Source organism: Streptomyces sp. GbtcB7 (assembly GCF_019091445.1).
Lineage (GTDB): Bacteria > Actinomycetota > Actinomycetes > Streptomycetales > Streptomycetaceae > Streptomyces > Streptomyces mirabilis.
On the sequence record NZ_JAGXJM010000001.1, the window covers coordinates 279,676 to 291,351 of the forward strand.

General features: G+C 71.8%; 13 protein-coding genes. 8 read left to right on the forward strand and 5 right to left on the reverse strand.

The features are described 5' to 3' along the window. Window positions 1-60 precede the first annotated feature (60 nt). The 4 genes from KVT44_RS01210 to KVT44_RS01225 form a co-directional block, all read right to left on the reverse strand. Window positions 61-1,515 carry a carboxyl transferase domain-containing protein gene (locus tag KVT44_RS01210; RefSeq protein WP_217565744.1) on the reverse strand — a complete coding sequence of 485 codons (1,455 nt, stop codon included), beginning with the start codon at window positions 1,513-1,515 and terminating at the stop codon, window positions 61-63. Next, a complete protein-coding gene (locus tag KVT44_RS01215; RefSeq protein WP_217565745.1) occupies window positions 1,508-3,043 on the reverse strand; it encodes an acyl-CoA synthetase in 1,536 nt (511 codons plus the stop codon). The genes KVT44_RS01210 and KVT44_RS01215 overlap by 8 nt, the downstream gene beginning before the upstream one ends. A 98-nt stretch (window positions 3,044-3,141) precedes the next feature. Then, entirely contained in the window at window positions 3,142-3,783 is a 642-nt protein-coding gene (locus KVT44_RS01220) for an O-methyltransferase (protein ID WP_217565746.1), read from the reverse strand. Window positions 3,784-3,830: 47 nt separating this feature from the next. Then, window positions 3,831-4,580 (reverse strand): metallophosphoesterase, encoded by a 750-nt coding sequence (locus KVT44_RS01225; RefSeq protein WP_217565747.1) that lies wholly within the window; start codon window positions 4,578-4,580, stop codon window positions 3,831-3,833. An 82-nt stretch (window positions 4,581-4,662) separates the two neighbouring features. Between KVT44_RS01225 and KVT44_RS01230 the strand changes: the two genes are divergently transcribed. After that, window positions 4,663-6,123, forward strand: coding sequence for a PLP-dependent aminotransferase family protein (locus tag KVT44_RS01230; RefSeq protein WP_217565748.1), 1,461 nt, complete (start codon window positions 4,663-4,665; stop codon window positions 6,121-6,123). A gap of 70 nt (window positions 6,124-6,193) precedes the next feature. Here the strand turns inward: KVT44_RS01230 and KVT44_RS01235 are convergent, their stop codons facing one another. Next, on the reverse strand, window positions 6,194-6,493 hold the full coding sequence (locus tag KVT44_RS01235) for an ATP-binding protein (protein WP_308313885.1): 300 nt from the start codon (window positions 6,491-6,493) through the stop codon (window positions 6,194-6,196). Between the two features lie 161 nt (window positions 6,494-6,654). On the opposite strand from KVT44_RS01235, the gene KVT44_RS01240 reads away from it, so the two are divergent. The 7 genes from KVT44_RS01240 to KVT44_RS01270 all read left to right on the forward strand — a co-directional run bounded on the left by KVT44_RS01240 (window position 6,655) and on the right by KVT44_RS01270 (window position 11,675). After that, window positions 6,655-7,212: a GntR family transcriptional regulator gene (locus KVT44_RS01240; RefSeq protein WP_217565749.1), complete on the forward strand. Its 558-nt coding sequence runs from the start codon at window positions 6,655-6,657 to the stop codon at window positions 7,210-7,212. Further along, a complete protein-coding gene (locus tag KVT44_RS01245) occupies window positions 7,193-7,972 on the forward strand; it encodes a GntR family transcriptional regulator (RefSeq protein WP_099922811.1) in 780 nt (259 codons plus the stop codon). The genes KVT44_RS01240 and KVT44_RS01245 overlap by 20 nt, the downstream gene beginning before the upstream one ends. A gap of 89 nt (window positions 7,973-8,061) precedes the next feature. Continuing rightward, complete coding sequence (locus KVT44_RS01250; RefSeq protein WP_217565750.1) at window positions 8,062-8,322, forward strand: hypothetical protein; 261 nt, start codon at window positions 8,062-8,064, stop codon at window positions 8,320-8,322. A 62-nt stretch (window positions 8,323-8,384) separates the two neighbouring features. Beyond that, window positions 8,385-9,239: an AraC family transcriptional regulator gene (locus KVT44_RS01255; protein WP_217565751.1), complete on the forward strand. Its 855-nt coding sequence runs from the start codon at window positions 8,385-8,387 to the stop codon at window positions 9,237-9,239. A gap of 135 nt (window positions 9,240-9,374) precedes the next feature. Next, a complete protein-coding gene (locus tag KVT44_RS01260; protein WP_217565752.1) occupies window positions 9,375-10,337 on the forward strand; it encodes an alpha/beta hydrolase in 963 nt (320 codons plus the stop codon). Window positions 10,338-10,440: 103 nt separating this feature from the next. Further along, the gene (locus KVT44_RS01265; protein ID WP_217565753.1) at window positions 10,441-11,055 is read left to right on the forward strand and encodes a transcriptional regulator; all 615 of its coding nucleotides are present in this window, start codon (window positions 10,441-10,443) and stop codon (window positions 11,053-11,055) included. Window positions 11,056-11,069: 14 nt separating this feature from the next. Continuing rightward, window positions 11,070-11,675, forward strand: a complete 606-nt coding sequence (locus tag KVT44_RS01270) for a toxin-antitoxin system, toxin component family protein (RefSeq protein ID WP_217565949.1) — start codon at window positions 11,070-11,072, stop codon at window positions 11,673-11,675. Window position 11,676 lies beyond the last annotated feature (1 nt).

Consider the following 11,676-nt stretch of genomic DNA (forward strand, 5'->3'; position numbering starts at 1 on the left):
CGGTTCCCCTTGGGAGGGGGGAGCCGGCGCCGCCGCAGCGGCACTGCCCGGGTGGCACGCTCAGCGCCCCGCGTGCTCCACGATGCCCCGGATCACACCCAGCTCCACCAAGTCCTGCGGCCGGATGCGGAGTTGGTCCGCCGTGTCGTGCACCTCGCTCGCCGGGCGCTTGAGGATCGCGGCCGCGAGCTCCGGCGCGATGACGGAGAAGTAACTGTCCGGCGTGGCCCAGGTGTTGCCGGGCGCGGCCAGCGCGAGCGCGCCGCCCGAGCCGCCCTCGCCGATCACCAGGGTGGTGACGGGCGTACGGGCGGTGGCCACCGCGGCGAACAGGTCCGCGATCGCCGAGCCCGCGCCCTGCCGCTCGGCCTGCGCGTCGTTGGCGGCGCCCGGGGTGTCCACCAGCGTCAGTACGGGGAAGCCGAGCCGGCCGGCGAGCCGGATCAGCCGCGCGGCGGTGCGGTATCCGGCGGGGCGGGTCGCGGTCCCGCACTGGGCGGCGTACGCCACGGTCCGCCCCGCGGGTCCGGAACCGAACCCGCACAGCATGCCGTCGTCACTGCCGCCGCAACGGTCGCCGCTGATCGCGGCGCGGCGAGAGAAGTAGGCGTCCAGGTAGGCGGCGGCCCGGGGGCGCTCGGGTGAGCGGGCGTGCCGGACGGCATCCCAGCCGGTGGCGGGGAGGCCGGGGGCGCCGAGGGCGGCCGGGGGAGGGACGGGCTCGACCTCGCCTCCGGACTCTTGCTCGGTCTCGGCCTCGCCTCTGGACTCGGTCTCGGCCTCGCCTCTGGACTTGGGCTCGGACCCGGATTCAGCCTCGCCCTCGGCTTCGGCTTCGGCCGCGGGAGCGGTCAGCAGGGCCAGCCACAGCGCCAGTGTCTCCCGCAGGTCCTCCTCCCGTACGACGGCGTCCACCGCGCCCGCCGTCACCTGGGCCTCGGCCGTGTACGCCGTCGGGTCCGCGTCGGGCGGGCGGACCCGGGAGCCGGCGAAGCCGACCTGGGCGCCGGGCAGCGCCAGGGTCACGTCGGCGCCCGCACCCAGCGTCGCCCAGCCGCCGCCCGTCGTCGGATCCCGCAGCACGGCGATCTGCGGCAGCCCCGCCTCCCGGGCGAGCGCCGACTGCCGTGCCACACGCTGGAGTTGGGTGAGCGCGAGCATGCCCTCCTGCATCCGGCTGCCGCCGGTCGCGACGAGTGAGACGACGGGCAGGCGGTGCGCACGCGCGTGGGTGTAGGCCGCTTCGACGCGGTCGCCGGTGCGTTCGCCGAGCGAGCCGCCGAGGTAGCCGAACTCGAAGGCGATCAGTACGGCGCGGGTGCCACCGATGACCGCGGTGCCGCAGACGACGGACTCGTCCTCGCCGGTACGGGTGACGGCGCGGCGGCGCGAGTCGTCGTACCCCTGCCAGGACAAGGGACCGTCCGGCTTGAACACCCGCATGGGTACGGGCAGTTCACGAAAGTCATCGCCGGCCAGGGCGATGGCCTCGCGGGCGGAGAAGCGCTCAGTCATGCTCAGGGGCCTTTGCGACGGCGTCGGGGAGGGCTCGCTTGAGAATCTTGCCCATGTCGTTGCGCGGGAGCGACGTGAGGAAGCGCACGGTCCGCGGGCGTTTGTGCGGGGCGAGGCGGCGGGCCACGTGGTCGGCCAACTCCTCGGCGGCGGGCGGGTCCTCGGTGTCGGCGGGGACGATCCAGGCCACGATCCGCTCGCCCAGGTCCTCGTCGGGCTCACCGGTGACGGCGGCCTCGCGCACCGACGGATGCTCGAGCAGCGCGTTCTCGATCTCCCCGGCGCCGATCTTGTAGCCGCCGCTCTTGATCAGGTCGGTGGCCTTGCGGCCGACGATGCGTACCGAGCCGTCGGGGTCGACGACCGCCATGTCGCCGGTGCGGAACCAGCCGTCCTCGGTGAACGCGGCGGCGGTCGCGTCGGGCCGGTTCAGGTACTCGGTGAAGAGGTTCGGCCCCCGGACCTGGATCTCGCCGACGGTCTCGCCGTCGGGCGTACCGGTGGGAGTGCCGTCGGCGTCGTACGAGGCGATCGTCGTCCCGTCCTCCTCGACGAGCCGTACGTCGACGCCGGGCAGCGGCACTCCGACGGTGCCGGGCCGGGGTTCCCCGTCCACCCGCACGCTGGTGTTCATGAGGGTCTCTGTCATGCCGTACCGCTCGACGACCCGGCGTCCGGTCGCGGCCGTGATCCGCTCGTGGTCGTGCACCGGCAGCGCGGCGGAACCGGACACGAGCAGCCGCGCCCCGCCGAGCGCCTTGGCCAGTTCGGTGTCCTCGACCAGCGCCTCGGCGAGCCGGTGGTACATCGTCGGCACCCCGAACAGCATCGTCGCGCCCGCGCCCAGCTCGCGCGCCACGCCCTGTGCGCTGAACCTGCCCAGATGCCGCACCGCCGCGCCGCGCCGCAGCGGGCCGAGGATGCCCAGGATCAGCCCGTGCACATGGAAGAGCGGCAGCCCGTGCACGAGCACGTCGTCGCCGGTCCACTGCCAGGCGTCGGCCAGCGCGTCCAGGGTCGAGGCGATGGCGCGCCGCGGGATGACGGCACCCTTGGGCGGACCGGTGGTGCCGGAGGTGTAGACGATGAGGGCGGGGGCGGCGGGGTCGTCCGGTTCGACGTCGGGGCGTGCGGGGGTGCCGGGGCTTGGGCGGGTGTCCTGACCGGCGACTCCCACCCGGACGTCGACGCGCTCCAAGTCGCTTACGGGTGAGGGAAGTTCGACGCCCGGCTCGACCAGTACCAGCGACGGCGCGCTGTCGCCCAGAATGTGCCCCAGTTCGCCCTCCCCCGACTTGGGGTTGAGCGGCACGGCGGGCACCCCGGCGAGCAGCGCGGCGACGACCCCGACGGCGGTCTCCAGGGACGGCGTCGCCCACACGGCGACCCTCTCCCGGCCGTCGAGCCGCGCGGCCAGCTCACCCGCCGAGGCGGCGAGCTCCGCGTACGTCAGTGACCGGTCGCCGAAACGCAGGGCGGGCCGCCGTGCGGTCGAACCGCTGACCAGGGCGGGAAAGAGGGAGGACACGCGGGGTACTCCTTGCCGTAGGGACCTGCTGGCGGACGTGCTGCCGATGACAGTCACCACCGTTCCTACACCAGCGCGAGGGAAACCCGCCGCCGCGCTCACTCCGATGACGAGCTCGGCCCCGTCGGGGCGAGCCGTCGCCGCGTGCCCACCAGCGTGGCGAGGTCCTCGGCGAGGCGGAGTTCGACCGTGTGCAGGGCGACATGCTTCAGCCAGTGCAGCCGGGCCCGGTCGGGGGCACCTTTGTGCAGGGGCGGCCATCCGGTGGCCGGGGTGAAGTCGTCGACCACCACGGTGCCGCCCGGAGTCAGGAGCCGGGCGGGGTCGGCCGGGTCGTCGTCGGGCGTCTTGCCGGTGCCGCCGCCGTCCAGGACCAGCAGGTCGTACGGGCCGTGCTCCTCGATCCGCCGCCAGTCGCCGTGGATCACCTCGACCTCGGGCCGGTCGGCGAAGACCTCGGCCGCGACCCGGGCCCGCTCGGCGTCGCGCTCCACGCTGAACAGCCGTACGCCCTCCCGTGCCCCGGACGCCAGCCATGAGAGCCCCACCCCGCACCCCGTACCCGTCTCACCGATCCGCGCCCGCGCACCGCCCGCCAACGCGTGCAGCAGACGGCCCTGCTCCGGACGGCACGCGTGCGCGAATCCGTGACGACGCGCGGCAACGAGGGCCCGCCGGACGAGCGGGGGGAGGGTGGTGGGGTCCGTGGCGGCGTGGGCGTCCGTTCCTGAGATCGACATGGAGGAGATCGTGCCCGGTCTTGGGGCCCCGGATGGTGGGGAGAAGGTCACATTGCGACGCTTCGGTAGTGGGTGGTCAACCGTCGCTCCTCGTCCAGGACGTGGAACGCGAGCGCGGGCGGCAGGTCCAGGTGGACGTGGTCGTGCGGGTGGGCGCGGTGTTCCCACGGGAGGCGGCTGGTGGAGACGACGCCGGGGGCGACCAGGAGCGGACGGCCGGCGAAGGTGGTGGCCGCCGGGGTGTGGGCGTGGCCGGTCAGGAAGGCGGTGAGGTGGGGGTGGCGGGCGGCCAGTTCGGCGAGGCGGTGCTCGTCGAAGAGACGGATGCCGTCCACGTACGGCATGTTGAGCGTGGCCGGGGGGTGGTGGAAGGCGACCAGGACCGGAGCCGTGGTGTCCGTCAGTACGTCGTCCAGCCAGGCCAGGGTCTCGTCGTCCAGATGACCGTGGTCCTTGCCCGGCACCGAGGAGTCGCACAGCGCGAGCACGAGACCGGGCGCGTGGTGGACCTGGTTGACGGGGCCCGGCGCGGACGGCAGCCCGAGGAGGTGCGTTCGGAACGCGGCGCGTTCGTCATGGTTGCCCGGGCAGACCAGGACCGGATGCCGGGAGGCGAGGAGCCGGCCGACCTGCTCGTACTCGGAGGGCAGCCCGTGGTCGGCGATGTCCCCCGTGACGAGAACGGCGTCCAGGTCGTAGGGCAGGTCTTCCAGATACGTCATGACGGCACGGGCCCGCTCGACGCTGCGCTGCCCGCTGTCGATGTGGAGGTCGCTGACGTGCGCGATCACGATCAAGATGAGGTCCTTTCGGGGGGTCGTGTTTCCGGTCCGGGACCGACCCTAGAAACCCTCCGGACCAGAATTAAGATCCAGTCCCATGCCCGAAAACTGGACCAGTTGGCGGCTGGACGGACACGTCGACCTGCATCTCGACCTCGGTGCGGAGGGCGGTCGCCGCAGCCGCCTCGAAGCCGCGCTGCGCGAGGCGATCCGATCCGGCCGGCTGACCGCCAGGACCCCGTTGCCGTCGACGCGGGGCCTCGCGCGGGAGCTGGGCCTCTCGCGCGGCACCGTGACCGCCGCCTACGACCAACTCGCGGAGCAGGGGTATGTGGCCACCAGGCCGGGAGCGGCCACGAGGGTCGCGGACGTACCGCCCGACCTGCCGGCACAGACACCACCTGTCGCCACCTGTACCCGTACCCCTTCCCCGGCACACGACCTGCGCCCTGGCCGCCCCGACCTCGGCGCGTTCCCGACCCGGGTCTGGCTCGCCGCGACGCGCCGCGTCCTCGACCGGGCCCGCCCCGAGGCGTTCGGCCCCGGCGACCCCCAGGGCCGTATCGAACTGCGCACCGCACTCGCCGACTACCTGGGCCGCACCCGCGGCGTGCTCACCACCCCGGACCGCATTGTGATCACCTCCGGCTACTACCAGGCAGTGCGGCTCCTCTGCCGGGTCCTGTCGGCACAGGGCCGAGCCGTCGCCGCCGTGGAGGACCCCGGCCACGACTTCTACCGCGAGACCGTCCGCCGCTCGGGCCTCGCCCCCTACCCGCTGCCGGTCGACGCGCACGGCGCGGATGTCGCCGCCCTGGCCGCGCCCACCCACACGGTCTTCCTCACCCCCTCGCACCACTACCCGACCGGCGTGCCCCTGCACCCCGGCCGCCGCCAGGCCGTCTCCGCCTGGGCGCGCGCGACCGGCGGACTGATCGTCGAGGACGACTACGACGGCGAGTTCCGCTACGACCGCCACCCGGTGAGCGCGCTCCAGAGCCTGGCCCCCGACCACGTCGTGTACTGCGGTACGACGTCTAAGACGCTCGGCCCCGCCCTCCGCCTCGCCTGGTCGGTCCTGCCGCCGGACCTCGTGGCGCCGTTCGTCCGGGCCAAGGAGGAGGCCGACCAGTACTCCGAGACACTGGGTCAGCTGGTCCTGGCGGACGTGATCGCCACGCACGCGTACGACCGCCACATCCGCGCCGCCCGTCTTCGCTACCGCCGACGCCGCGAACTCCTGATCGACAGGATCTCCGCCTTCCTCGGCCTCACCGTCCACGGCGTCCCCGCCGGCCTGCACACCCTGGTCACCCTGCCACCCGACGGCCCCACCGAGGCCGCCCTGCTGGCCACCTGCTCCACCCGCGGCCTGGCCCTGCGCGGTCTCACGGAACTCCACCACACCCCCACCGCCGACCGTCCGGGCGGCCTTCTGATCGGGTTCGCCGCCCCGCCGGAACGCGGATACCCGGCGGCGCTCGACGCGCTGTGCGGTGTCCTGGCGGAATCGTTCACCGGCCCGGGTACTACGGGCCAGGGGGTGCCGCGACTTTGAAGACGGCCCGAACGGTTTTGCCCAAGCTGTGGTCGATGACGCCGAACTCGTCGGCCAACTCCCGGACCAGCTAGAGCCCTCGGCCGCCGCACCCTTCCACGTCAGGCTCGCGGACTTCGGGATCACCGTCTCCGCTGTCCAGTACCTCGACCTTGAGCAGGTTGGAGTCCAGGGAGAGACGGAGTAAGTACTGCCTGCCGGGCGGCACTCCGTGGAGCACCGCGTTGGTGGCGAGTTCCGAGACACACAGCCTTAGGTCGTCATGGCGGTCGGTGATTCCCCATTCCGTGAGCGTGGCGAGGGCGAACTCGCGTGCCGCGCGGACAGAGGCGCGTGCGCGCGGGAACCGTCGGTGCCGTAGCAGGGACACGGTGAACCACCACCTTGATCCTGAGCTGTACGATCCTGAGAAACGTACCGCTATTCACGAAAAGCAGCAAGGTTGGTACTTGGGGGACTCGCGCCACCAACTCGCTTACTGTGTAAAGCGGCAAGGTTGGGCGGGCGCACGGACACGAGGAAGGGGACGCCATGAGTCCCGGCGAGTGGACCAGTACCTCGGTGCCGTATCTGACCCCGCGTGAGCACGGGCAGTCGGACGCCTGGAGCGCGGAGCTCGAAGCGCGGGGGCAGCGGGGCAGCCAGCGAGTCGTGCACGCGGGCGAGGTGTCAGCGCCTCCCGGGATCGCGGAGCTGCTCGGGCTGCCCGAGGCGGAGCCGGTCGTCGTACGCCGACGCGTCATCTACCTCGCCGACGAGCCGAGCGAGTTGACGGACACGTACTACCCCCTCGACATCGCTCGAGGCACCCGGCTCGAATCTACGGCCAAGATCCGTGGAGGGGCGGTCACGCTGCTCGCCGAGCTCGGGCATACGGGAGCTCGGGTGCGGGAGGACGTCGTGGCCCGTATGCCGACCGCGGACGAGCGGGGAGTGCTGCGGACCGCGGACGGCGAACCCGTCCTGCAGCTGACCCGGGTCACCCTGGATCGGAACGACCGCCCGATCCAGGTCGACCGCATGGTCATGCCCGCGCACCGCCAGCAACTCCGCTATGAGATCAGGATCGGTGACCGTGCCCAGATCTGAGGAGGACGACTTCGACCGCCGCTCTCTCCACGAGCGGATCGCGGCCGATCTGCGCGACGACATCATGAGCGGAGATCTGTCACCTGGGGCCAATCTGCCGTCCACCGTTCAGCTCAAGGCCCGCTTCGACGCGTCGAACGCCACTGTCCAGAAGGCGCTGCAACTCCTCAAAGACGAAAGGCTGGTCGTCGGGCGGGCAGGCGCCGCCGTCACCGTACGAGAGCATCGGCAGCGGACGGTCCGGCCCGCCGCGTACATGGCTCCCGCCGAGCCGGGTGAGCCCTACCGGTGGGTCACGGAGTCCTCCAAGGGCGGGGCTGGGGCGCGCAGCGAACTGCTCGAGGTGGCGGAGGTCGTGCCTCCAGCGGATGTGGCGGAGGCCCTGTGGCTGGCGCCGGGCGGCACCGCCCTGCTTCGGGGGCAACTTCTGCTGATCGACGACGAACCGGTCGAACTGGTCAAGTCTTACTACCCGTTGGACATCGCCCAGGACACCGCGATCGCCACGCGTCGCCGAATCAAGGGCGGGACGCCGGCGCTCCTCGCGGACCTCGGGCACCCGCCGCGGCTCACCGTGGACAAGGTGTCCGCCCGTGTGCCCACCCAGGAGCAGTACCGGGCACTGCAACTCCCAAGCGATCTACCGGTGCTGCGCACACTGCGCGTGGTCTACAGCGATGGCGAAAGGCCCATCGAAGCGTCGGTCCTGGTCAAGGCGGGGCACTTGTACGAGCTGCGATACGAGTTCACCGCCGACTGAGGTGCACTCCGGACGCGAGACCGCGTCCGCCGGACGAGACCGGGTGCGCGCATCCACTCTGGGACTGCTGGTCCTTCCGGTACGAGACGATGCTCGACACGGGTGTCACTCCGCGCCTGGGACTGGCCGAGGCCGTCGACGGGCTGAAGGCCGCAGGCACGGCCAGGGTCTACCTGGCGGTCATCGCCGGCTCGCAGCGGCGGTTCACCGTCCTCCTCGCGGAGCGTGGCGGGATCACGGTGGCCTGGGCGCGGCTCGGTGCTACTCCGGACGGGCCGGTGGAGAATGTGCGGATCTCGGCCCTCACCGGGATGTCAGCCCCGCCGGAAGGTGATTCCAGGGAATCATGACTGCAGGACAGGTCAAGGGAGTTGGGTCGCATCACGCCCCGTTGATCCCTAGTGTGGTGGGCATGGCGGGGGAGGAGTACACGGGGGTTCCTCGGGTGTCCGGGGACGTGCCCGACGTCGTGGTGGTGGACGGGCGGGCGCAGGCGTACAGCGGAAACGTGCACGAGGAGTTGAAGGTCGTCCTCGTGAGCGGGTCCGGGTTCAGCGTGCGTCGGCGCGGGACGACCTTCCGGGCCGTTCCTGGGCAGTTGGTCGCGCTGCACCCGGACGACGCGCACTCCGGGGCGCCGGACGATCCCGGCTCGGCGCGCTGGCTCATCATGTGTGTGTCGACCTCCCTGATCGCCGAGGTCACGCCACCGGAGGCCGTGCGGTTCGGGGATCCGGTGATCCAGGACAGCACACTGGCCCGCCGATTCCGCGCCGTGCACCGGGCCTTGTACGTGCCCTCGGAACCCGCGGGGTCGTCGGAGTCCGCCGGGTCCGCGCTGCGGCGGGAGACCGGGGTGCTGGACCTCGTCTCCCTGCTGGCGCGGCACTCGTACGAGGAGGAGCGCGGGCGGGTCACGGCGGGGCGCGTGCCCGGGATCGTACGCGAGTATCTGCGCGAGAACCTGGCCCGCAATGTGACGCTGGACGAGCTGAGCGTGGTGGCGGGGCTCAGCAAGTACCGGCTCGTGCGCGCGTGTACGGCGTGGTTCGGGCTCGCGCCGCACAAGCTGCATCTGCGGCTCCGGCTGGACCGGGCCAGGGAGTTGCTGCGGCGGGGTACGGGGATCGCCGAGGTGGCGTACGCGACGGGGTTCCACGACCAGTCGCATCTGACCCGGGTGTTCGCCCGGACGTACGGGGCGACCCCCGCCGTGTACCAGTCGACGTACAGGGGCACGGCATGGACGGGTTGGGCTCCGGGCTGACCCGCTGACCTCCAGGGGCAAGAACGTGCAATACGGCGGGCAGTCGTCGGGGCTAATTTCCTCTGCGTCGACAGCGGTCGCGGTAGCGATGTCGGCAAGGTACGTCAACTCAGTTCACACGTAAGGGGAAGCGCGATGACGACGGTCGAGAAGATCGAGTTCAGCAGTGACGGATACCGGCTCGTCGGGAACCTCCATCTGCCCGAGCCCGGCACCGAGCAGCGTGGCGCGGTGGTGCTGACCGGGCCGTTCTCCGGGGTGAAGGAACAGGTCACCGGCTACTACGCCGAGCGGTTCGCGGCCCGCGGGTACGTGGCCCTCGCCTTCGACCACCGCAACTGGGGCGACAGTGAAGGACAGCCGCGCCAGCACGAGGACGCCACCGCGAAGGTGTCCGACCTGCGAGCCGCGATCGGCTTCCTCGCCGCCCGGCCGGAGGTCGACCCCGAGAGGATCGCGCTCGCCGGGGTGTGCCTCGGCGGGATCTACGCGACCCAGCTCGCCGCGTTCGACCCCCGGGTCAAGGCCGTGGCTCTGATCGCGGCCGCCTACAACAACCCCGAGCTGATCCGCGACCGGTTCGGCACCGAGAACTTCGCCGCTCTGACCGCCGAGTTCGCGCGGATCGCACAGCGGCAGTCCGACACCGGCGAGGTCGAGTACTGGCCCGCCGTCAACCCCGAGGGCATGCCCGCGGGAAACCCCGGCCCCGAGCCGTACGCGTACTACGGCACCGAGCGCGGGGCCACCCCCGGATGGGAGAACCGCTGCACCGCGCTCTCCGTGCTCCAGGAACTGACGCTGGACGTCGACGCCTTCCTGCCGCTCGTCACCGCCCCGCTGCTGATCGTGCACGGCAGCGGCGACCAGGCCATCCCGGTGGCCGACGCGGAAGCCGCCTTCGCGGCGGCCCCCGAGCCCAAGGAACTCCTCCTGCTCGACACCAGCGACCACATCGGGCTGTACGACGACGACACCTACGTCCTGCCTGCCATCGACCGGGCCGTGTCCTTCTTCGACCGCTCCCTCGACCGCTCCCTGGACCCGGTCTTCGCCCCGGCCTTCGACGCCTCTCCCCACAGGAGCGATCGTTCTTGAACTGGGAACGATCGTTCGGAAAGCATGGCGCGGGCCCCGTCGGGGACCGTAGTCTCGGCCCACAGGGTGAGAATTTGACGGGTCAACTTCCGGGAGTGCATGGGTGAGTGCGTCGCCGGCTCCTCTTCGCGAGACACTCGCGCGTCTCGACGCGCACCTCGCCGAGAAGGGCCTCGATCGCGGGGAGGTCCTCGACGTAGGGGAGTTGTCGAGAAGAACGGCCCTGGCCGAGGGGGAGGTCCGGGCGCTCCTCGACGGGTCGGGGGCCCTCGACGACAAGGTCGACGACCGCATCCGCGGACGCGTCCGCGCGCTGTACGAGGCGTATCTCGACGAGAGCGGGAAGCGGCCCGCCGATGTGTGCCGGGACGTCGCCGGGCGGCTCGGGATCAGTGACAAGTGGGCCCGCAGTCTGCTCAACGGCGACAAGATGCCGAACGTGCCCGACCTCACCCGGCTCGCGGAGTTCTTCCGCATCGAGGAGGGCACGAAGTTCTTCACCGATCCGGCCCCCGTCGTCCTGAACGGCGCACTGCAGCGCGTCGTCGGTGAGCTGGACGGCGGAGCCGAGGACGGACCGCTGCTCAGGTTCACGCTCAAGCACGGAGTCGTCACGCTCGCCCTGCGGGGCCGACGGCTGACACCCCGCAAGCAGGAGGCGCTCACGCTCATGCTCGAGGGTCTGCTGAGCAGCGAGAGCGAGGAGGCGGAACGGTGAAGCCCTTCCTCAAGATGCGGCCGGTCCGTCGCGCGTGGAAGCGCGCCACCGTTCTCCTCTCCCGCCGGGCCGACTCCGAGATGCGTGGCCTCGCCGTCGAGCTCACCCGCGCGCTGAAGAGACGACTCGACGCGCCCGTGGACGTACGGGAGTTGGCCGAGGCCCTCTGCCAGGAGATGAGCCGGCGCCGCGACGGCCGCCCCATCCAGCTCCGCTTCGAGCGCTTCCCGGACGAGATCGAAGTCACCGGGCTGTGGATGGAGTTCCACGACTTCGACCTCGTCATCGTCGAGGAACGCGCCGAGACCGTGCAGCAACTCGTCATACTCGGCCACGAGTTGTGGCACATGATGGCGGGGCACTCCCACTCCCCCCACCACTACGCCGGTGCGGCCGCCGCCAGCGCGCTGTCCGACGACCCCGGCTGGCAGGAGATCGCGCTCACCGTCGCCGCCCGCAACGGCTCGCACGAGGCCGACGAGGCCGAGGCGGAGGACTTCGGCCTGCACCTCGCCAGTGCCTTCCGCTCCTGGGTGACCGGCCCGCGTACGAAGGGCCCCGTCGACCCGGTCGGACAGGCCATCCAGGCCTCCCTCGGCTACCGCGGACCCGAGGACTGAC